This window comes from Rhodomicrobium udaipurense JA643 (assembly GCF_000636015.1).
GTDB classification, from domain to species: domain Bacteria; phylum Pseudomonadota; class Alphaproteobacteria; order Rhizobiales; family Rhodomicrobiaceae; genus Rhodomicrobium; species Rhodomicrobium udaipurense.
The window spans coordinates 44,414-65,232 of record NZ_JFZJ01000001.1 but is presented as its reverse complement, the minus strand read 5'-3'; the positions used below and the strand labels follow the sequence as shown (position 1 = coordinate 65,232).

General features: G+C 64.9%; 16 protein-coding genes. 7 read left to right on the top strand and 9 right to left on the bottom strand.

Annotated elements, in window-relative coordinates; translation table 11 throughout:
- Window positions 1–93: 93 nt before the first annotated feature.
- Complete coding sequence (locus T281_RS00285) at window positions 94–1,947, top strand: PHA/PHB synthase family protein (RefSeq protein ID WP_037232502.1); 1,854 nt, start codon at window positions 94–96, stop codon at window positions 1,945–1,947.
- 176 nt (window positions 1,948–2,123) lie between these two features.
- Here the strand turns inward: T281_RS00285 and T281_RS00280 are convergent, their stop codons facing one another.
- From T281_RS00280 to T281_RS00265, 4 genes are all read right to left on the bottom strand, one after another.
- Window positions 2,124–3,776, bottom strand: coding sequence for an L-aspartate oxidase (locus T281_RS00280; RefSeq protein ID WP_052036855.1), 1,653 nt, complete (start codon window positions 3,774–3,776; stop codon window positions 2,124–2,126).
- Between the two features lie 189 nt (window positions 3,777–3,965).
- A complete protein-coding gene (nadA, locus tag T281_RS00275) occupies window positions 3,966–5,066 on the bottom strand; it encodes a quinolinate synthase NadA (protein ID WP_037232391.1) in 1,101 nt (366 codons plus the stop codon).
- 371 nt (window positions 5,067–5,437) lie between these two features.
- Window positions 5,438–7,066, bottom strand: a complete 1,629-nt coding sequence (locus T281_RS00270; protein WP_052036854.1) for a L,D-transpeptidase family protein — start codon at window positions 7,064–7,066, stop codon at window positions 5,438–5,440.
- A gap of 21 nt (window positions 7,067–7,087) precedes the next feature.
- Window positions 7,088–7,933 carry a formylglycine-generating enzyme family protein gene (locus T281_RS00265; RefSeq protein WP_037232388.1) on the bottom strand — a complete coding sequence of 282 codons (846 nt, stop codon included), beginning with the start codon at window positions 7,931–7,933 and terminating at the stop codon, window positions 7,088–7,090.
- Window positions 7,934–8,371: 438 nt separating this feature from the next.
- Here T281_RS00265 and T281_RS00260 point away from each other — a divergent pair, with 438 nt between their 5' ends.
- Complete coding sequence (locus tag T281_RS00260) at window positions 8,372–10,714, top strand: NADP-dependent malic enzyme (RefSeq protein WP_037232382.1); 2,343 nt, start codon at window positions 8,372–8,374, stop codon at window positions 10,712–10,714.
- A gap of 70 nt (window positions 10,715–10,784) precedes the next feature.
- Here T281_RS00260 and dksA read toward each other — a convergent pair whose 3' ends face one another.
- Window positions 10,785–11,201 carry an RNA polymerase-binding protein DksA gene (gene dksA / locus T281_RS00255; RefSeq protein WP_037232381.1) on the bottom strand — a complete coding sequence of 139 codons (417 nt, stop codon included), beginning with the start codon at window positions 11,199–11,201 and terminating at the stop codon, window positions 10,785–10,787.
- 344 nt (window positions 11,202–11,545) lie between these two features.
- Here dksA and T281_RS00250 point away from each other — a divergent pair, with 344 nt between their 5' ends.
- The 3 genes from T281_RS00250 to T281_RS00240 are packed head-to-tail and all read left to right on the top strand — an operon-like array spanning window position 11,546 to window position 14,473.
- On the top strand, window positions 11,546–12,607 hold the full coding sequence (locus T281_RS00250) for an ABC transporter permease (RefSeq protein WP_245269113.1): 1,062 nt from the start codon (window positions 11,546–11,548) through the stop codon (window positions 12,605–12,607).
- Complete coding sequence (locus tag T281_RS00245) at window positions 12,604–13,392, top strand: ABC transporter ATP-binding protein (RefSeq protein ID WP_037232377.1); 789 nt, start codon at window positions 12,604–12,606, stop codon at window positions 13,390–13,392. The genes T281_RS00250 and T281_RS00245 overlap by 4 nt, the downstream gene beginning before the upstream one ends.
- Window positions 13,385–14,473: an HlyD family secretion protein gene (locus tag T281_RS00240; protein ID WP_081796500.1), complete on the top strand. Its 1,089-nt coding sequence runs from the start codon at window positions 13,385–13,387 to the stop codon at window positions 14,471–14,473. Before T281_RS00245 ends, T281_RS00240 begins: the two co-directional genes overlap by 8 nt.
- Window positions 14,474–14,538: 65 nt before the next feature.
- Here the strand turns inward: T281_RS00240 and T281_RS00235 are convergent, their stop codons facing one another.
- Window positions 14,539–15,147 (bottom strand): hypothetical protein, encoded by a 609-nt coding sequence (locus T281_RS00235; RefSeq protein ID WP_037232375.1) that lies wholly within the window; start codon window positions 15,145–15,147, stop codon window positions 14,539–14,541.
- A gap of 206 nt (window positions 15,148–15,353) precedes the next feature.
- On the opposite strand from T281_RS00235, the gene rplS reads away from it, so the two are divergent.
- Together rplS and T281_RS00225 are read left to right on the top strand one after the other, a co-directional pair.
- Entirely contained in the window at window positions 15,354–16,007 is a 654-nt protein-coding gene (rplS, locus tag T281_RS00230) for a 50S ribosomal protein L19 (RefSeq protein ID WP_037232373.1), read from the top strand.
- Window positions 16,008–16,335: 328 nt separating this feature from the next.
- A complete protein-coding gene (locus tag T281_RS00225) occupies window positions 16,336–16,917 on the top strand; it encodes an LOG family protein (protein WP_037232370.1) in 582 nt (193 codons plus the stop codon).
- Window positions 16,918–16,927: 10 nt separating this feature from the next.
- Here the strand turns inward: T281_RS00225 and tam are convergent, their stop codons facing one another.
- From tam to T281_RS00210, 3 genes are all read right to left on the bottom strand, one after another.
- Window positions 16,928–17,695: a trans-aconitate 2-methyltransferase gene (gene tam, locus T281_RS00220; RefSeq protein ID WP_037232365.1), complete on the bottom strand. Its 768-nt coding sequence runs from the start codon at window positions 17,693–17,695 to the stop codon at window positions 16,928–16,930.
- Between the two features lie 92 nt (window positions 17,696–17,787).
- Window positions 17,788–18,345 (bottom strand): 16S rRNA (guanine(966)-N(2))-methyltransferase RsmD, encoded by a 558-nt coding sequence (gene rsmD, locus T281_RS00215; protein ID WP_037232362.1) that lies wholly within the window; start codon window positions 18,343–18,345, stop codon window positions 17,788–17,790.
- A complete protein-coding gene (locus T281_RS00210) occupies window positions 18,342–20,711 on the bottom strand; it encodes a pseudouridine synthase (RefSeq protein WP_052036852.1) in 2,370 nt (789 codons plus the stop codon). Before T281_RS00210 ends, rsmD begins: the two co-directional genes overlap by 4 nt.
- Between the last annotated feature and the right edge of the window lie 108 nt (window positions 20,712–20,819).

The window sequence follows — 20,819 nt, the reverse complement described above, 5'->3', positions numbered from 1 at the left end:
GACGCCAGGATGTTATATTATTGGTCCATGCTCGATTCAACGGGCGCAAAAGGACGCAAGAATAACTTTGCGGTTTGGGAGAGCTACGCACGGATGTCAGACAAGCGTCAAAAAGGCGACAAGCGAGAAGCCGCAAGCGGCCCGGCGCCATCCAGACCTTTGCCGGGCCTTCAGTCTCCAGAGCAATTCGCGACGAACCTTCTTCGCGCCTTCGAGGCGAGTGGGCAGGCCGTCGCGAAAATCTACGAGGACAAGGACAAGCGCTCCGGAGCTTTCACGGTCGCTGGCGGAATGGCCGACATCGGCAAGATTTTCGCGCCGATCGCGCAATACTGGATGAATGATCCGCAGAAGCTTGCCGCAGCCCAGGCGAAGCTTAATGAGGATCTCATCGATCTTTGGGGGCGCACCTATCAGCGTTTCCTCGGCGAAGAGGTCAAGCCGCTGATCGAGCCGGCTCCGAGCGATCCGCGCTTCAAGGACAAGGAGTGGTCTGAGAATGCGTTTTTCGATTTTCTGAAACAGGCCTATCTCCTGACCGGAAAATGGGCGGGCGATCTCGTCGAAAACGCGTCGACCGTCGACAAACATGCGAAGATGCGCGCCGATTTCTATCTGAACCAGATCGTGACCGCGCTTTCGCCCTCCAATTTCCCGTTCACCAATCCCGAGATAATCCGCACCACGGTTTCGACAGGAGGGCAGAACCTCGCCGAGGGGATGCAGCACCTCGTCGAAGACCTGAACCAGTCGGGAGAGCTTCTGCGCATTCGCCAGACCGACATGTCGGCGTTCGAAGTGGGCAAGAATCTCGCTGTCACGCCGGGAAAGGTCGTCTATCAGAACGACATCATGCAACTCATCCAGTACACGCCGTCGACCGAGAGCGTGTATCGCGTGCCGCTGATGATCGTGCCGCCGTGGATCAACAAATATTACATCCTCGACCTGACGCCGCCGAAATCATTCATCAAGTGGGTCGTCGATCAGGGTTTCACGGTCTTCGTCGTCTCGTGGGTCAATCCGGACGCCAGCCTCGCCTCGAAGTCGTTCGAGGATTACATGCGCGAGGGCGTGCTCGCCGCGACCGACGCCGTGCTGCGTATCACAGGCGAGCCGCGGACCAACGCTGTCGGCTATTGCGTCGGCGGCACGCTGCTCGCCAGCACGCTCGCCTATATGGCCGCGACCGGCGACGACCGCATCGCGTCGGCCACATTCCTTGCTGCGCAAACCGATTTCAGCCACGCAGGCGATCTACTTGTCTTCATCGACGACGAGCAATTGAAGGCGCTCGACGAAGTGATGGCGGAGCGCGGCTTCCTCGACGGAGCGCGCATGTCGGCCGTGTTCAACATGCTCCGTCCGCGCGACCTCATCTGGCCCTACATCGTCAACAACTACCTGCTCGGCAAGCAGCCGTTCCCGTTCGACCTCCTGTACTGGAACGCGGATTCGACGCGCATGCCCCCCGCGAACCACAGCTTCTACCTGCGCGAGTTCTACCGCGACAACAAGCTAGCGCGTGGGCTTCTGTCGCTCGGCGGCGTGCCGCTCGACCTGTCCCGCGTGACGATCCCGATCTATGAACTCGCCACACGCGAGGACCACATCGCGCCCGCGCAGTCTGTGCTCGTCGGCTCGAAGCTTTTCGGCGGCCCAGTCCGCTTCGTGCTGGCCGGGTCCGGGCACATCGCAGGCGTTGTCAATCCAACCAGCCGGTCGAAATACCAGCACTGGATCCTTGAGGACGGCGATCCGAAATCGATCCCGACCGTCGACGCGTTCGTGGCGCGTGCGAAGGAATATGCGGGTTCGTGGTGGCCGGACTACGCGAAGTGGCTCGGCTCGCTGTCGGGGGACAAGATCGCGCCGCGCGAGCCGGGCGGAAACGGGTTCCAACCCATCGAGGACGCGCCGGGTTCGTACGTGCGCGCGGGGCCGTAAAACGAAGGCATCGCAATCGCGCTTGGTGCATTATTTTCCCCGGAGTGGTTCCCGACAACTAACGCTCCAAGCCGGGCGAAAACGGCAAGAAACGCCCAGCGCCCGTTCCGCGTTTCACTGAAACGAACTCTACCCCGAGGCGCGCGAATGACTTCGCGCGCCTCGCCTGAAACGCCCTACCCGGCCAGATCCGCCGCCCGTGCCCGAACCGCTCGCGCATCTTCGGCATCGAAAGCCGACTTGCCCGTCACGCGCGCGGCAATCCCGACGGCATCGGTCAGCGTCATGAAGGTGTGGCGGCTTCGCTCCTTCGCGGTGGGGAAGTCGAGCCGGCAATGCGCGCCGCGGCTTTCCTTGCGCTCATGCGCGGCGGCCGCGATCAGGATCGCGGAGGCGGCCATGTTGGCAAGCGCAGGCGAAGTGGCGACGCGCGAAATGTCGACCACCGACTGGAGCGCCGCCTTCAGTGTTGCGGCCGTTCGCTCGACGCCGACGTGGCTCGCCATCACCTCACGCAGGCGCTTCAGAAGGCGCGCCTCCTCGGCAGGCTCGACGACCGGAACGGCGATGGTCTCGGGTGCTTCGATGTCGCCCATCGCGGGCCAGTGCGGGGCATCCGCCGCGATATCGTCAGCGACGCGAGCCGCGAACACCACCGCTTCGAGAAGCGAATTCGACGCGAGCCGGTTCGCACCGTGAAGCCCGGTACACGCGACCTCGCCGCAGGCCCATAGCCCGGTGAGCGAGGTGCGTCCGCGCATGTCGGTCGAGACGCCGCCCATATGATAATGCGCGGCGGGTGCGATGGGGATCGGCTGTTTCGCGGGGTCGATGCCCGCCTCGGTGCACACTTCGTAGGCGGTCGGGAAACCGCGGGCGAGGTCGAGCGCGCGCACGTCGAGGAAAGCGCCGCGTCCTGCCGCAATCTCGCGATGCACGCCGCGCGCCACCACGTCGCGCGGAGCAAGCTCGCCGCGCGGGTCGATGGCCAGCATGAAACGCTCACCGTCGCGGTTCACGAGGCGGCCGCCGTCGCCGCGAATGGCCTCCGAGGCCAACGGCGCGGGATCGCGGCTCACGTCGAACGCAGTCGGATGAAACTGCACGAATTCCGGGTCGGCGATGATGGCCCCGACCCGCGCCGCCATGGCGAGCCCGCCGCCGCGCGCTTCCGCCGGGTTGGTGGTGACGCGGAAAAGCTGGCCGATACCGCCGGTCGCGAGCACGACCGCGCGGCCCGCGAGAAACGAGGCTCGTCCATGGCTGCCGCTGCGGGTGGCGTAAAGCCCGATCACGCGGCCGTCGCGCTTGACGAGTTCCACCGCTTCGACATTTTCGAGCACGGAGATCGACGGCGTCTTCGCGACCGTTGCGATCAGCGCGGCCATCACGGCCTTGCCCGCGCGGTCGCCATCGACGCGCACGATGCGGCGCGCGCTGTGGGCGGCCTCCTGCGAGAGACGAAGCTTGCCATCAAGCTCGCGGTCGAATGGCACGCCATAAGAAAGAAGGTCGCGGATGCGATCGCCCGCCTCGCTCGTGACGACACGCGCAACCTCGGGATCGGTCAGCCCCGCGCCCGCCGCGATGGTATCCGCCGCGTGAGAATCCGCATCGTCGCCCGCGCCGATAGCCGCCGCGATGCCGCCCTGCGCCCACGCCGAAGACGAACCCTCGCCGAGCGGCTTCGGCGTCAGCACCGTGACGGGCAGCGGCGCAAGCCGAAGCGCCGTGAACAGCCCGGCAAGTCCGCCGCCAACCACCAGAACGCGATCAGGCGCCGTCCGCCGCCGAAAAGGCAGCAGGTCTTTCGCGCGTTTATCGATCATTTCGGGATGCTCCCCACCTGAAAAGTCGGCGCATCCTCACCGACGAGGTTGCAGAAGCGTCGGCGGCAGCCACCGCCAACGCTTCGGACTTAAAGCGCCTCCGCATTAAACGGAATCATTCAAGCGCTCCAGCTTATTGTTCAGTAGCAACTCCGGGCGGAGACTCGGTTTCTGTTTTCCTTGAATTGCTCAAAGCGGCAGCTTCACCATACGTTCAACAGCGAGTCTCGCACGATCCGCAACTGCCGGATCGACCGTGACCTCAACTTTCTCGTAAAGAAGGCTGTCGAGAATCTTCGGCAGCGAGATGCGCTTCATGTGGGGGCACAGGTTGCACGGCCGCGTAAATTCGGTCTTCGGCGCGGCGTAGGCAACGTTGTCCGCCATCGAGCACTCGGTGACGAGCACGACGCGCTTCGGCTGGTGATCCGTAACCCACTTGATCATGCCTGCTGTCGAGCCGGTGTAGTCGGCTTCGGCGATCACGTCCGGCGGGCACTCGGGATGCGCGATGATCTTCACGTTCGGCTCGGCCTCGCGATAGCCGCGAAGCTCGGCGCCCGTGAAGCGCTCATGCACCTCGCACGCGCCCTTCCACGAGATGATCTCGACCTTCGTCTGCGTCGCCACGTAGCGCGCGAGATACTGGTCGGGGATCAGCAGCACGCGCGGCGCGCCGAGGCTTTCCACCACCTTCACCGCATTCGCCGAGGTGCAGCAGATGTCGCATTCGGCCTTCACCGCCGCGCTCGTGTTGACATAGGTGACGACCGGCACGCCCGGATAGGCGGCGCGAAGCGCGCGCACGTCCTCGGCCGTTATCGACGAGGCGAGCGAGCAGCCCGCCTTCGGGTCCGGGATAAGAATCTTCTTTTCCGGGCACATCAGCTTCGAGGTCTCGGCCATGAAGTGTACGCCGCACTGGACGATGATGTCCGCGTCGGTCTTGGCCGCTTCCTTCGCCAGTTGGAGGCTGTCGCCCAGGATGTCGCCCACGCCGTGAAAGATTTCCGGCGTCATGTAATTGTGAGCAAGAACGACGGCATTCTTCTCGCGCTTTAGGTCGCGGATCGCCTTGATATAAGGCGCATGCGCGGCCCATTCGAAGGACGGGATCACGCGCTCGACCTTGGCATAGACCGGCTTCAGTTCGCGGATGGCCTCGCGGACGAAGGCAGCGTCGAAATGATGGCGAGCGGGTTCGATGTCGATGTCCGCATCGAGCGTGCATACCGGGTCTGCGCCCCTATGCCGACGGATCGGCTCCACGCCGCTATCGAGAAATGCCATGCCGAAAAGTCCTCCACCCCACCACCCGTCGCCGGGAGTAATGCTCCGCCTGAGCATAAGAGGGACAGGCAAAAAAGGAACCCCTCGGGTTTCCTGTCCCAGCCGATCACTCGACTCGACCTTATGCTCACTCGGACTATAAGATAAGAGTGCGTTTACGGCTTGCCAATCACTTTTTTGCGCACCGGAGCCGTAATGTCCTCACAATTAAGCCTCCGCTGTATGAAACCGGCTCAATTCGCAGGTTGCAGCGGCAAAAAGGCGCTCCTGAAGGGCGGCGATACCCAACCCAGCGATCCGCCGCCGACTGAAAAAGGCCGGGAATACCCCAGCCTTTTTCGATGCGTTTCCTTCAGCTATCGAGGCTTCGGCTAAAATCCGCCGAAGAAAGACGGAAACCCGCCGCCACCGCCGCGCGACCAGCCGCCTCCCCCGCCGCCATACCGACGCGGGCGCGGATTGCCCCAGAAGTCCGTCTCGCCACCGCGACGCGCCCAGCCCTGGCTCGGCGCGCGCTTGCGGATTGCCATGCTGCCTGCCGGCTCGCCGCTCATGAACACGATAAAATCGGTGTCCTTGCCGGTTTCGACGCTCGGCGCTTCATCGGTGATGATGAGCGACGACCCCGGCAGCACCACCGCCGAAATCTTGTCCAGCGCTTCCTGCGGCACCGTCAACCGGTCGAGCGCTGCCGTCGCGGCCGCGACATCGGTCGCATGCGGCGGCGCGGGCGGCTGCTTCTTCTTCGAGGCCGGCTCCTTCTGCTTCACGTAAGGCTCGACGTTGAGCGCATCCTTGTACAGCGAAACGACGCTCCAGTTCAGCGCGCCGGAACGCGACGTATCGACGGCTGTGTATACGAATGACCCGATGGGCTTGTCGTCATCGCGGATCGAGACCGGGCCTTCGTAAATCGGCTGGTTGGCCTTGCGGATATAAAGCCGATGCGTCTTGCGGCTGATGAGCACCGAAACGGGCGCGGTGTTCAGTTCGGCCTCGTCGGCGGCGTCCTGCGCTGTGCTTTTCGCCTCTTCCGCCGCCTCGGCTTCCTGCTTTGCCGTCGACGCGGCGGCGGCCTTCGCTTCAGCCTGCGCCTTCGCCTGGACAAGCTTCTCGCGCGCCGATGCGAGCTTCGCTGTCGCCAATTCCTTCGCCTTCGCCGCCTTTTCCGCCTTCGCGTCCGTGTCGGCGCCCTCGATCAACTTGGCCGTCGCCGCGAAGTCTGCCTCCGCCCTGGCGACATCGCGCTCGGCGGCCGCAACCACCTTCAACGCGGGCGCGGCTTCGGCGGCCTTTTTCTGCGCGATCTGCTTCAGTTCCTTTTCGCGCCGGGCGGCGGCCTCCGCTTCGCCCCTCTTCGCCATCGCGTTGAGGCGCAGCCGCTGCAACAGGTCGGAGCCATTATCGCGACCGACGCTCACGGGAATCCCGAGGATCGACGTCTCGCCGTCGCTTTCCTCTGCCACCTCGCGCGCACCGAACAGGAAGGGCTGGGCGATCGGAGCGGGCGCGATGTCCTCGCGCGCCACGATCACGCGCATGCCCATGTTCGTGAGGCCGAACAGCCTCTGCGCGAACGAGCCCGGCAACCGGATGCAGCCATGGCTCGCGGCATAGCCGGGCAAAGCGCCCTCGTGCAGCGCTATGCCGGTCCAGAGGATGCGCTGCATATAGGGCATCGACGCGTCATCATAGAGGTTGGAGTGATGCTCCTCCTTCTTCTGCACGATGCTGTAGATGCCGGGCGGCGTCTCATAGCCGGTTGCGCCGCTCGATACGGGCGATTCCAGCATCTTGCCGCGCGCGTCGTAGACCGTGATGCGCTGTTGTTTCAGGCCGACGATGGCAAGCACGGGCGCGGCCCCGAACCTCGGCCGCGTGTAGTCGTCGTCCATGTAGCGGTTCGAACGCGCGTCGGCGGGTGTTGGCGCGGGAGCGGACAGCGCCGCCACCACGAGAACAACGAACGCGCAGGACGTGATGAGCTTGAGTTTTTTCATATCGAGGCCCTCAGAGATGCATCAAAGCGGCCTCGCGACGCGAAACCCGAACGAATTGAGACGAATGGTGCCGGGCGTGGCATACCGATACGCCGAACGCAAAAGCCGGGGGTGATAGTTCCATGAGCCGCCCCGCAAAATGCGAAGCTCGCAGGTCGCATCCTGTACGGCCGTGGCGTCGGTCGGAGCGCCTTCGTAGGTCGGGCGATAGCAATCCTCGACCCATTCCCACGCATTGCCGTGCATGTCGTGAAGACCGAACGCATTCCTCTGGAACGAGCCGACATTTGTCGTCTTCTGCCTGTATTCGCCCTGCTGGCCGCCGGGGTAGACAAAATTCGCGTCGTAATTCGCCTGCCGGTAGTTGATGGTTCGCCCCGTCGAGAAGGGCAACACGCGCTCCGCGACTGTCGTCTGGCCGCGCGCGGCGTATTCCCATTCCGCTTCGGTGAGCAGGCGATAGGGCTGGCCCGTCGTTCGCGAGAGCCACGAAACATAGGCTTGAGCGTCGTCCCACGAGACGTTGATCGCGGGCTTGCGGCCGCGTCCCCATCCCTCGTCGGCGGGCTTGTTGGCGCAACCGCCATCCGCCACGCAGGCGTCGTATTCGGCGAAGGTCACTTCATATTTGCCCGCCGCGAAGGCCGGAACCGACACGCGGCGCTGCGGCCCCTCGTCCTTGTTGCGGCCGCGCTCCGTCTCGGGCGATCCCATCAGAAACTCGCCCGCTGGCAGAGGCACCATCTCCGGGCAGTTCGAGCAGTCGCGGAAGGTTTTTGGAGCGTCAGCCTGCGAAGAACGCCGCTGTGCGTCGGCGCTTTGCGGCATGAACAGAACTACGAGCACAACGAGAAATGCGCCAATCATGGGATGTTTCCAATCGATACACTCCTCCACGTCTACCCCACCCATCGTTACCAAGTGCTGAGATCGCGTGCGCCGGAACGATCACCCAGCGGTGGAAGCCTGCGGCCTACGCTGGTTTTTGCACGGCATGCCTAAAACTTTGCTTCCATAATCCGATCAACAAATAGGAACAAAATCCGATCACTCGGAAGCGAAAAATTCTTTGTACGCCCTATAATTGCATGGTCACGACGCCTCGCCCTCAGGCTGCATCGCAAGACGCGCCTGGCGGGCGAATGAGATCGCCAAAAAACTGTTATCAATCGAAAGGTTGTGGCGAAAAGGTTCAGCATGAGGCGCCAGCGCGCTTGTGTGCCCCGTTCGCGGGCGCTAACGTCAACCACAAAGCGTTCCGGCGTGCGAGACCGGGCCGCGTCCCCATCTCATCAGAAGATCGACATGTCCGTTTCAAAAAACACGTCGCCGACGCGACCGAAAGCCGTTTCCGAAGGCCAAACCGGCGAAAACCGCCACACCACGCCAGTCGCCGCGCCGCCGAAATTCACGCGGCAGGAAGCACTTCAATTCCACGCCGAAGGCAAGCCTGGCAAGCTCGAAATCGTGCCGACGAAGCCGATGGCGACGCAGCGCGACCTGTCGCTCGCCTATTCGCCGGGCGTGGCCGTGCCTGTGGAGGCCATCGCCGAAAACCCGCGCCTCGCCTACGACTACACCGCGAAGGGCAACCTCGTCGCCGTCATCTCGAACGGAACGGCGATCCTCGGCCTTGGCAATCTCGGCGCGCTCGCCTCGAAGCCCGTGATGGAGGGCAAGGCGGTGCTCTTCAAGCGCTTCGCCGACGTGGATGCCATCGACCTCGAAGTCGATACGCAAGACGTGGACGCGTTCATCAACGCCGTGCGCTATCTCGGCCCGTCCTTCGGCGGCATCAATCTCGAAGACATCAAGGCGCCGGACTGTTTCATCATCGAGCAGCGCCTGCGCGAGCTGATGGACATCCCCGTTTTCCACGACGACCAGCATGGCACCGCGATCATCGCGGCGGCTGGCCTCATCAACGCCGTCCATCTCACGGGCCGCGACATCGCCGACGTGAAACTCGTCGTCAACGGCGCGGGCTCGGCGGGCATCGCCTGCCTCGAACTCATGAAGGCGCTGGGCGTGCGCCACGAAAATGCGACGCTGTGCGACACGTCGGGGGTGATCTATCGCGGCCGCGAGAAGGGCATGAACCAGTGGAAGTCGGCCCATGCGATCGACACGAAGGCGCGCACGCTCGCCGACGCGATCGAAGGCGCGGACGTGTTCTTCGGCCTGTCCGCAGCGGGCGCGCTGACCAAAGAGATGGTCGCGACGATGGCCGACAAGCCCATCATCTTCGCGATGGCGAACCCCGACCCGGAAATCACGCCGGAAGACGTGGCGGAAGTGCGCGATGACGCCATCGTGGCGACGGGCCGCTCCGATTACCCGAACCAGGTCAATAATGTGCTCGGCTTCCCGTATATCTTCCGGGGCGCGCTCGACGTGCAGGCCAGCACCATCAACGAGCCGATGAAGATCGCGGCGGCCAATGCGCTCGCGGAACTCGCGCGCGCCGACGTGCCGGACGCGGTGGCGAAGGTCTACGGGCGGCGCCTGCGCTACGGCCCGGACTATATCATCCCCGCGCCATTCGATCCGCGCCTCATCACTGCGATCCCGTTGGCCGTGGCGAAAGCGGCCATGGACTCCGGCGTTGCGCGCCGTCCCATCGTTGACATGGAAGGCTACAAGGTGCGCCTTTCCGCCCGGCTCGATCCGGCGGCGGGCTTCATCAACTCGATCCATGAGGCGCTTCGCCTGCGCCCGAAACGCGTCGTCTTCGCCGAGGGCGAGGAAGAACAGGTTGTCCGCGCCGCAAGTTCATTCGCGAACCAGAAGCTCGGTACGCCGATCCTCATCGGCCGCGAAGCACAGATCCGTCAGGCGTTCTTCATGGCGGGCGTGAACAACGTCGAAAGCTTCGAGCAGCACAATATCTCTACGTCGGAATACAACCAGCAATACGCGGAATTCCTGTATCAGCGGCTCCAGCGCAAGGGCTATCTCTACCGCGACTGCCTGCGCCTCGTGCACAACGAGCGCAACGTCTTCGCCGCCTGCATGGTGGCGATGGGCCACGCCGACGCGATGGTGACGGGCGTCACGCGCAACTGGTCGACCGCGCTTCAGGATGTGCGCCGCGTGCTCGATCCGATGCCGGGCCGCCGCGTGATCGGTGTTTCGGTCATCGTGACCCGTGGCAAGGTCGTGCTCATCGCCGATACCTCCGTGCACGACATGCCCAACTCCCAGGAGCTTGCCGACATCGCGGTGGAAGCAGCGGGCGTGGCAAGCCGCTTCGGGCTTACGCCGCGCGTCGCGATGCTAGCCGCCACGACCTTCGGCAACCCGCAGAGCGACCGCTCGGATCAACTTCGCGGGGCGGTGAAGCTGCTCGACGAGCGCGGCGTCGACTTCGAGTATGACGGCGAGATGGCAGCAGACGTTGCGCTGAACCGCCGCGCGATGTCGCTTTATCCGTTCTGCCGCCTGTCGGACACGGCGAACGTGCTCATAATGCCCGCCTTCCACGCGGCGAGTATCGCAACCAAGATGCTTCAGGAGCTTGGCGGCGGGATCGTGATCGGCCCGATGCTGGTCGGCCTGTCGAAGCCGGTGCAGATCGCATCGCTCGGCTCTTCGGATAACGACCTCGTCAACATGGCCGCGCTCGCCGCCTTCGACGTGACGGGCTGATCGCATCAAATAAAAACCGCCGCCCTCAGGGGCGGCGGGAGCATGTCTGAAAAAATAAAGTTCGACGCGCTCAGTCGTCGCGATAGATGCGTTCGCGGCGCTCGTGTCGCTCCTGCGCTTCGAGGCTCAGCGTCGCCACGGGACGCGCGTCCAGCCGCTTGACGCCGATAGGTTCGCCCGTTTCCTCGCAGTAGCCATAGGAGCCGTCATCGATCCGGACGATTGCCGCATCGATCTTGGCGATGAGTTTCCGCTGACGGTCGCGCGCGCGAAGTTCTATCCCACGGTCGGATTCGTGGCTCGCACGGTCGGTAATGTCGGGATGTTGGGTTGAATCCTGAAGAAAATCGAGCGTTTCCCTGCTTTCGCGAAGAATCTCGTCCCGCCAATCCAGAAGTTTCTTCCGGAAATAAGCGCGCTGGCGCTCATTCATGAAAGGTTCGTCTTCAGATGGCCGGTAGTCCGGAGGCAGATCGACTGCTCCCATGTCGCCCCCTATCGCACGAACTCCCGCCAAGTCCGGCGGGTTCTTGAAGACGCCTAAAACTTACAATCGCGATGATTGCAGCCCTTATGACGTTCAACGCGTTCCAAGTCAAGATCGCAACGCTGCCGCGAAGGCCCGATACACTTCGCCCGCATCTTGCCACAGTTGTTTGCTCAACCGGTCTTCTATCAGAAGTTGGGCGTTCACATTTGCCGACCGCGGCGCGTGTAAGAATTTGTTTTCGGGAACCCGCCCATTCCGCGCCAAAGGACGGATACGCCCGCGTTTATATGGTTACCAAACTCGCAATACGCAACCTCGTTCACGATCGAGCTCGCTTTCTCGTGACGCTCATCGGCATCCTCTTTGCGGTCGTCCTGCTCGCCGTCCAGCTCGGGCTGTATCTCGGCGCGCGCAAGATGATCGTCGACACCATCGATCACGCCAACGGTGACATCTGGATCGCCGCCTACGGTTCGAACAGCTTCGAGCAAGCGACGATCCTTCACGGTCGCGAACGCTTCGCAGCGCTCTCGGTTCCCGGCGTCACCGCAGTCGAGCCGGTTGTCGCTTCTTTCGCGCCGTGGACCAGGGACGACACCAGCACCACAAGCGTGGTCGTCGTCGGCTCGGATGGCACATTGCCGCCGTGGAACGTAGCCGAAGGCAGCGTGTCCGCGCTCTCGCCCGACGGCGTCGCGGTCGACCGCACCTATGCCGACACGCTTGGCATTAGCGGGGTGGGCTCGGTGGCCGAGATCAACGGCCAGCGCCTGCGCGTCGATGCGTTGACGGAAGGCATCCGCTCGTTCACCACCTCGCCCTACATCTTCATGTCGCTCGCGAAGGCGCGGGAGCTTCTCTCCGTGCCATCCGATCAGGCGACGTTCTATCTTGCGAAGGTGCAACCGGGCGTCGCGGTTTCCGGCGTCAAGCGAGCGCTCGAAACGAAGCTTCCCGGCACGTCGATCTTCACCAAGGCGGAGTTCCGCCAGACGAACCTCGACTACTGGCTGTTCGGCACCGGCGCGGGCGTGGCGCTGCTGGGCGGCGCGGTGCTGGGCCTGATTATCGGCACGGTTGTCGTCGCGCAGACGCTTTACTCCAGCACCAAGGATCACCTCGCTGAGTTCGCCACGCTGCGCGCGCTCGGTTCCTCCTCTTTTTATATACACAAGGTGATTCTCACGCAGGCGACCGTCAGCGCGTTCCTCGGCTACGCGCTCGGCATCGCCGTATCGTTCGCCGTGGCGCAAGCGAGCCTCCACACGCCCATGCCGATCATGCTGACGCCGCAGCTCGCCGCGATGCTGCTCGTCGTCACCGTCGTCATGTGCGCGGTGTCAGCCCTTTCCTCCATTTTCAAGGTGACGAAGATCGATCCCGCCATGGTGTTTGCACGATGAGAGCGTTTCCCATTCTCGAAGCCCGCCAGATCGTGAAGGAACTCGGTCAAGGCGAAGGCAAGGTGCAGGCGCTGAAAGGCGTCGATCTCGCGCTCTACGAGGGCGAATTCACGCTGTTGATGGGGCCGTCCGGCAGCGGCAAGACCACGCTGCTGTCGATCCTCGGTTGTTTGCTCACGCCCACATCGGGCACGCTGACGCTCGGCGGCGAATCGGTCGTCCACCGCTCGGCCGAAGACCTCGCCGACCTGCGCCGCCGCCATCTCGGCTTCATCTTCCAGTCCTACAACCTTTTTCCGACGCTTTCCGCGCTCGACAATGTGCGGCTCGGCCTCGACGTGCGCGGCTTCTCCTCCCGTGAGTGCAAGGAGCGCGCGGCTGAAGCGCTGATCGAGGTCGGACTCGGCCATCGGCTCAAGGCTTACCCCGGCACGCTGTCCGGCGGCGAGAAACAGCGCGTCGCCATCGCCCGCGCCATCGCGCCGGAGCCGCCGGTCATCCTGGCGGACGAGCCGACCGCGGCCCTCGATACCGAAAACGGGCACGCGATCATGGAGCTACTGAGCTGCGTCGCCCGCAAAAACGGCCGCGCCGTGCTCGCCGTGACCCACGATCCGCGCACCATTCCGTTCGCCGACCGGGTGATCGAAATCGAAGACGGCATCATCTCGGGAGAGCGCAAGAAGCACGCCGCGACCGTCATCCCGGCGCGGCCGAGACAACCGCAGGCGGCTCACGGCACTCCCGCCCCCTATCAGGAGAGAAAGAGACAAGCGCATGCGTAATTTTCGTTCCAAGTCAGTGGCGCTCGTCTTCGGCTCGGCAGGCCTCGGCCTCGCCATCCTCATCGCGACCGGCGTTTACCAGCCGGGCGGCAGCCCCGCCTGGTCCGAGCCGCAGCCCGCAGCACCAGCAGCGTCGCTATGGGCGGCAGCAGCGCCCGGCCGCGTCGAACCGAAAGGGCGTGAGCTTCGCATTGCCGCTCCCGTGCCCGCCGCCATCAAGGATGTCCTCGTCGGCGCGGACGAGCACGTGAAGAAAGGCGACCTGCTTTTCCGTCTCGATGACGGAGAACTCGCGGCCAGGCTCGCGGCGTTCGAGGCGCAGGTGGCGGTGAAACTCGCCGACCGCGACGACGCCAAGGTCAAGGGTGCGGCGCTGGACCGCCGCAAGGCCGAAGACGCGGTCTACGATGCCGAGCGTGAAGCCTTCGAAACGCGCATGGACCTCGACGCCGCGCTCGCGAACAGGAAGCTCTACAAGGCGAGCGAAGCCGACGTCGCCAAGGCGCGCACGGCCGTTTCCACCGCCGCCGACCGGGTCGAGCGGGAGCGACAGAAGCTCCGCCGCGTGGAAGAGCGAGACCTTCCGAAGCTGACGCGGGAGGAAGCGGCCCTCGCCGCTGCCCGCGCCGAAGTGACCGGCATCTCCGCGAATCTCGAACGGTTGCGCGTCCGCGCGCCGGCCGATGCCACCGTGCTCAAGGTCGACGCCCGCGCTGGCGAGATGGCCGCCGCCGGTGCGCCGCTCATCCTGCTCGGCGACAGCGAGCACATGCAGGCGCGCGCCGAGGTTGAAGAGCGCGACGTGCGGAAGGTGTTTGTCGGTCAGCGCGCAGTCGTCAAGTCCGAGGCGTTTCCAGATCGCATCTTCGACGCGCGCGTCGCCACCATGGCGAAGACGCTCGGCAGCCCCGAGCTTACCTCGCGCGGTCCGCGCAAGCATACCGACGTCGATATCCTCGAAGTGGTTCTCGACATGGACCCCGGCGGGCCGCTGCTTCCCGGCATGCGCGTCGACGTGATGTTCCGCGATGCCGAAAGCGCCGAGCAGACATCGCTCGCGAAAGACGCCACCACGCGGTAGGCGGCGGTTCGCTAAAGTCGACGCTGTGCGTTGAAGCGCGCGGATCGGTCGATTCGCCTAGGCGCTTATTGAATCGGTGCGGGCTGCGCGGGATTGAGGAAGGGCTTCAGATCGTTTTGCGGCGGGGCCGTCGGCTTGTCCGGGCGCGGACGGTATGGCAGCGCCGCGCCAAAGCCCGTCATCGGCAGCGGCGCAAACAGGCGATCCACATCCGCGACGGAAAGATACCGCCCCGCGCAATCAGGCTGCCATCCCGCGCGGAACCGCACTTGAATGTCGCGATAGGCGACGTTCACCTCTTCGCCGCCATAGGATGCCGTGCCGAAAAACATGTGGCTTGTCGGCAGGCAGAAGCCCCTCACCAGCAGCTTCAGTTGATCCGCAAACCCGACGAATCGCTCGGCGAAGCTCCGCCCGACGCGATCGTAAGTCATGACCGGGTTCGAGCCGGGCCATATGAACAGAAAGCGGAACGTATTCGCCGAAACCGGCGTGATGTTCGTCAGCGCTGCGTCGGGTTGGCGACGCGAGACTTCGAACAGCTCGGTCATGCTCTTCGGGTCGAGCGAATTGATGATCGTCTTCGCCTGATCCCCTGCGCTGGCAGGGGAATTCAACGCCAAAAGCGCAATAAAGACGGCGGCGGGCGCGCGGAGATAAAGGTGTCGCATCATACTCCTGATGTGGGGGCTACGTTGCATTTCCGCCAACATAATCCAGCTATCTTGCGCGGAAATCGGCCCGTCACCGAAACGTTGCAATCGACAAGCCGGAATTTTTCGCTTACACAAGCGAAATTCCAGCTCAACTGGCGCGGCGGCTTGCGCTTTTTAGCGCGGCAAGAAGGTGCCTTTGATCGCCGTAGAAGGATTTCGCAGAGATGAACATCATCCAAACGCTTGAAAAAGAGCAGATGGCGCAGCTTGAGGCAAAGCGCCGCATCCCGACGTTCCAGCCTGGCGACACGCTGCGCGTGAACGTGAAGGTGGTCGAAGGCGCGCGCGAACGCGTTCAGGCCTATGAAGGCGTCTGCATCGCGCGCTTTGGCGGCGGCTTCCAGGAAAGCTTCACCGTCCGCAAGATCTCCTATGGCGAAGGCGTGGAGCGCGTGTTCCCGCTGTACTCGCCGCTGATCGACAGCATCACGGTTATCCGCCGCGGCAAGGTTCGTCGCGCGAAGCTGTATTACCTGCGCGGCCTGCGCGGCAAGGCCGCCCGTATCCCGGAGCGCACCGACGTCCGCGCCAAGGCGCTCAAGGCGGAATTCAAGGGCTTCAAGCGTCCGAAGGGCAACCCGGACGACCTCAAGCTCATCAAGGGCCTGCAGGCCGCTGACGAAAAGCGCCTTGCCGAGCTCAACGTGATCAAGTTCGAGCAGCTTGCAAACTTCACCGATGAGGAAATCGCCCTCGTCGACGATTACCTGAAGCTTGGCGGTCGCCTCGAACGCGAAGATTGGCCGGGTCAGGCGCTGAAGCTTCTCGCAGAGACGACGGCGGACGAAGTCCCCGCCGAGGACAAGGCCGAGGCGTAAGCGCTTCGCGGCGAACACTCGGTTCGTCGCCTCGAACACCAGAATCAGCAGCGGCATTCAGAACCGCTCAATAGACCGCTTCGGCGGTCAGCTATGGCCGGGCAATGCCCGGCCTTTTTCGCGCCCGCTCGCAAGCTTGGCGTTCGCAGCGACATAGGCGTCCGACGATTGGCGCCACGCGATGGCAGGCCGCGCGATCATTCAGCCGTCTTCCATCCTCGCCGGAAAATGGGTAGGCATAGCCCGAAAGGAACGCGGGGTTAGAGCAAAGCCTCGCGGCGCGCCTTCACTCACGAGGCGCGATCTCACACTGCGGGGGAAGACATCAATGCAAAGGCTCTGTGTTTTCTGCGGATCGAGCCGGGGCGCGGACCCAGCCTATGCCGAGGCCGCGCGGCAACTTGGGGCCGCCCTCGCCGAAGCCGACATCGGCCTCGTCTATGGCGGCGCGGCCGTGGGGCTGATGGGCATCCTCGCCGACGCCTGCATGGAGGCGGGCGGCACGGTGACGGGCGTCATCCCCGAGGCGCTGATACGCAAGGAGGTCGGCCACGCGGGCCTGTCGGACCTGCGCATCGTCGGCTCCATGCACGAGCGAAAGGCGCTGATGGCCGAGCTATCGGATGGCTTTGTCGCGCTGCCGGGCGGCATCGGCACGCTTGAGGAGATCTTCGAGGTTTGGACGTGGGCGCAGCTTTCCGACCACGAGAAGCCCTGCGCGCTCCTCAACGTGAACGGCTTCTATGATGGCTTGAGCGGCTTTCTCGACCACGTCGTGGCGCAGGGCTTCCTCCGCCCGCTCCATCGCGACATGCTGATCGTGGCGGACGAACCGGGCGCTCTGCTTCTGGCGCTTGAAGCCTACCGCGCGCCTGCCGCCGTCAAATGGATCGAGGAAAGCGAATATTGAGCCGGGGCGTTCACCGCGTCGCGACGAGGAAGAAGCGCGGGAACGGCAGCAGCACGGTGCCATCGTCGAGCGCGGGATAGGCTTTCGCCAGTTCTTCGCGATAGGCGGCGAGGAAGGCCGTCTGCTCGTCCTCGTCGAGCGGCTTCAGGAACGGCCGTGCGCCGGTGCCCTTCACCCATTCCACGATGGCGTCGTGGCTCGGCATCACGTGCAGATAGGTGGTGCGCCAGATGTCGACACGCGATGCATACGGCTTGAGCAGCTTGTAATACCACTCGGCACGCGGCAGAGGGCTGCGCAGTTTGATCGCCTTGCCCAACTTGGCGACATAGGCGGGCGTCGCCGCGACGGTCCGCAGGCTCGCGTGAGACGGCTCGGCGAGGTTGTCCGGCATTTGCACGGCGAGCGATCCACCGTCCGAGAGCCGTTCGGCGAGACGCGGCAGAAGCCGCTCGTGTTGGCCCACCCATTGCAGCGACGCGTTGGCATAGATAAGATCCCACGGCCCCGGCTCGCTCCACTCCTCGATGCGTCCGAAGCGGAACTTCACGCCGGGAAGGCGCTTCTTCGCCGCGTCGAGCATATCGGAGGAACTGTCCACGCCCACGATGTCGGCTTCCGGGAAGCGCCCGGCGATGAGTTCGGTGGAATTGCCCGGCCCGCAGCCGAGATCGGCGGCCCTCGCGATCACCTCGGCAGGGACGGCGTTGAGCAGGTCGCGCGCGGGGCGGGTGCGCTGATCCTCGAATTTCAGATATTGCTCGGACGACCACGGCATGCACGCCTCCGATTGCGCCTCGCTCAAGCGTCAGCGCTTCGCGGGTGAGCTTATCATGCGTCGGGGCGTCCGAAAAAGCGCGCTCTGGCGGTTCAGCCCTTGCGGAAGAAATGCAGCGCCGTTTCGCCGTAGATGCGCGCGTCGAGCGGCTCGAAGGCATCCGGCAGCGCGACAGCCACGTCGGCGCGCTCCTCCAGCACGCAGATCGCGCCCGCCGCGAGCCAGCCGCCATCGAGCGCAGCGTTCAGCGCGAGTTCGCCGAGGCCCTTCGCGTAAGGCGGATCGGCGAAGACAAGCTGAAACGGTTGCATCGGTGCGGCGACCCCGAGTTTCGTGGCATCACGCCGCCAGAGCTTGCTTGCGCCCGTCAGCCCGAGCGCCTCGATATTCTCGCGGATCGCGCCGCGCGCCGCCGCCTCATCCTCAACGAACAGGCAGTATGCCGCGCCGCGCGACAGGGCTTCGAGGCCGAGCGCGCCCGTGCCTGCGAACAAGTCGAGCACGCGCGCCCCCTCAAGCGGCGGGCCGTCGATGCCGTGCGCCAGAATGTTGAACAGCGATTCGCGCACGCGGTCCGATGTGGGCCGCGTCGTCATGCCGTCGGGCGCAGCAATGCCGCGCCCGCGAAATCGCCCGCCGACGATCCTCACGCTTTGTCGCCACGCGGCTTGCGGGGGCCGCCGCCTGTGCGCGGCTTGGACGGGCCATCGCGCCGGGTGAAGGGTTTGCCGAACTTGCCGCCGCCCGCGCCACCGCCCGGTTTGCCGCCGCGCGTGCCGAACGTCTTGCGAGCGCCGAAAGGTTTGCCCTCGCCGCCTTCGCCACCGCTGCGTTCACGCCCCGCCGCACCGCCAGAACGCGCGCCGAAAGGCTTGTCGCCCGTGCCTGCGCCGCTACCGCCGCGACCGGAAAACGATTTCGCACCGTCGCGCGAACCGAACGGCTTTTTCCCGTACGTCCGCGCGCCGCCCGCACCGCCGCGCTTCTCGAACGGCGCACCGCCTGCCGGGCGCTCGCCCTCGCGTTGCGGGGCACGATCGCCGAAACCTTCCCGCCGCTCACGGAACGGCTTGTCGAAGCTCTTGCGTTCGCCACCTGCGCCGCCTTCGTTGCTGCGGCTCCGGTATGCCGGACGGTCGCCGGGTGCCCGGTCGGGCCGTGGTCCGCGCGCGCTATCGCCGCCTTCTTCCGGCCTGCGAAAGCGCGGCCTATCCTCACCAGCCGCACGCGAAGGCCGTTCGGAACGGTCCCCTTCGCGTTTGCGGAAAGGCGGACGGTCGGCCCCTTCGCGAGGACCGAAACTCTTGCGCTCGCCGCCACCTTCGCGAGGACGGAAGCTTCTGCGTTCTCCCGATCCGTCGGCCGACCTGGCGTCACCCCGGCCCTCGCCCGCATCGCGGGAACGAAAACCTGGCCTTGCGGTAGAACTCTTGCGCTCGCCGCCTTCGCCATCCCTCGCGAAACGCGCGGGGCGGTCGCCATCGCTCCGGCTGCGGAACGCCGGGCGCTCCGCACCGTCCTCACGGCGCACAAACGGCCGACGTTCGCCGCCCGCATCGCCGTCGCGCGGCTTGCGATCAAAGCGGCCCTCGGGGCGCGCATCGCGGTTGAACGGACGGCGCTCACCACGCGCATCGCTCGGCCGCGACGGCCTGCCCTCGCCGCCTTCCTCGCGCCTTTTGAAACGTGGCGTCGAATGATCTTCTGTCGTGGCGTCGATCCGGGGCGCCCACGTCTGCTTCGGCGCATCGCCACGGTGTTCGGCGCCAGCGTCCGACTCACGCCGCTGGAAGGGCGGACGCTCGCCACCGCCCGCGCGTGAAGGCCGCTCCGAGCGGTCACCCTCGCGTTTGCGGAAGGCCGGACGGTCGCCCGCATCACGGGGGTTGAAGCGTCTTTCGCCCTCACCTTCCCCTTCGCGGCGCTTCGGATAAGGTTTGCGCTCGCTGGCATCGCCATCTCTCGCGACACGGGGCGCGCGGTCGCCATCGGCGCGGCTGCGGAACGCCGGGCGCTCCCCGCCGCTGTCCTCGCGACGCCCGAAGGACCGCCGCTCGCCGCCCGCGTCGTCGCGCGGCCTGTCGAAACTCCGTTCGCCACGATCACGCGGCGCAAAATCGCGCTTTTCTCCCCGCTCACCGCGATCCGCGCGCGGTGGCTTCGGCACTGGCACCAGTTCCACGATGGGCGCTTCCGAGGCGTCCTCGGACAGCACGCGCCGACGCCGCATCTGCGGCTCCTCGAAGGCCCGGCGTGGCCGCTCGGGTTCAGCCTCCTTGCGGCGCAGATAGGTCGGCTTGCCGCGCGATGGCGTCGAAAGGCGCTTTTCCTCGCGCACGACTTCGCGGCGCACGCCGAGCGAACGGGCGAGGCGCGGGCCGAGCTGGTCCTTCAGGACGCTCGTCTTCACTTCCTCGACCTGCCCCGGTTCCAGATCGCCCAACATGAACGGGCCGAACGAGATGCGAATGAGCCGGTTCACGGTGAGGCCGAGGTGCTCCATGATGCGGCGCACTTCGCGGTTCTTGCCCTCGCGGATAAGGAGCGTGATCCAGACGTTGTCGCCGGTCTCGCGTTCGAGCGAGGCTTCCACCGGGCCGTAATTGATGCCCGCGATCCTCACGCCGTTTTTCAGCTTGTCGAGCGACGCCTGGTCGATTTCGCCGAACGCGCGCACGCGGTAACGCCGCGCCCAGCCGGTCGACGGCAGTTCCATATGGCGCGCGAGCTCGCCGTCGTTCGTGAGGAGCAAAAGCCCTTCGGTGTTGAAATCGAGCCGCCCGATGGAAATGAGACGCGGCAGGTTGTCGGGCAGCGCCTCGAACACGGTCGGGCGGCCTTCCGGGTCCTTGTGGGTCGTCACGCGGCCCTTCGGCTTGTGGTAGCGCCACAGGCGCGGCGGCTCGCGCGCGGGCAGCGGATGGCCGTCTACGGCGACTCGGTCGGTGGGAGAAACGTCCAGCGCGGCGCTTTCAATGATCGAGCCGTTGACGGAAACCCGCTTTTCCCCAATCAAGACTTCGGCGTCTCTTCGAGAGCAAAGCCCTGATCTAGCTATGACTTTTGCGACCCTCTCGGCTCCCGCAGTGTCCTGATCGCGTGTATCGTTCGGTGAAGGCATGAT

What these genes read in the sequence shown, in the direction of transcription:
- T281_RS00285 (WP_037232502.1), top strand. Translation starts at nt 94, where the DNA reads ATGTCAGACAAGCGTCAAAAAGGCGACAAGCGAGAAGCCGCAAGCGGC.
- T281_RS00280 (WP_052036855.1), bottom strand. Translation starts at nt 3,776, where the DNA reads ATGATCGATAAACGCGCGAAAGACCTGCTGCCTTTTCGGCGGCGGACG.
- nadA (WP_037232391.1), bottom strand. Translation starts at nt 5,066, where the DNA reads ATGGCATTTCTCGATAGCGGCGTGGAGCCGATCCGTCGGCATAGGGGC.
- T281_RS00270 (WP_052036854.1), bottom strand. Translation starts at nt 7,066, where the DNA reads ATGAAAAAACTCAAGCTCATCACGTCCTGCGCGTTCGTTGTTCTCGTG.
- T281_RS00265 (WP_037232388.1), bottom strand. Translation starts at nt 7,933, where the DNA reads ATGATTGGCGCATTTCTCGTTGTGCTCGTAGTTCTGTTCATGCCGCAA.
- T281_RS00260 (WP_037232382.1), top strand. Translation starts at nt 8,372, where the DNA reads ATGTCCGTTTCAAAAAACACGTCGCCGACGCGACCGAAAGCCGTTTCC.
- dksA (WP_037232381.1), bottom strand. Translation starts at nt 11,201, where the DNA reads ATGGGAGCAGTCGATCTGCCTCCGGACTACCGGCCATCTGAAGACGAA.
- T281_RS00245 (WP_037232377.1), top strand. Translation starts at nt 12,604, where the DNA reads ATGAGAGCGTTTCCCATTCTCGAAGCCCGCCAGATCGTGAAGGAACTC.
- T281_RS00240 (WP_081796500.1), top strand. Translation starts at nt 13,385, where the DNA reads ATGCGTAATTTTCGTTCCAAGTCAGTGGCGCTCGTCTTCGGCTCGGCA.
- T281_RS00235 (WP_037232375.1), bottom strand. Translation starts at nt 15,147, where the DNA reads ATGATGCGACACCTTTATCTCCGCGCGCCCGCCGCCGTCTTTATTGCG.
- rplS (WP_037232373.1), top strand. Translation starts at nt 15,354, where the DNA reads ATGAACATCATCCAAACGCTTGAAAAAGAGCAGATGGCGCAGCTTGAG.
- T281_RS00225 (WP_037232370.1), top strand. Translation starts at nt 16,336, where the DNA reads ATGCAAAGGCTCTGTGTTTTCTGCGGATCGAGCCGGGGCGCGGACCCA.
- tam (WP_037232365.1), bottom strand. Translation starts at nt 17,695, where the DNA reads ATGCCGTGGTCGTCCGAGCAATATCTGAAATTCGAGGATCAGCGCACC.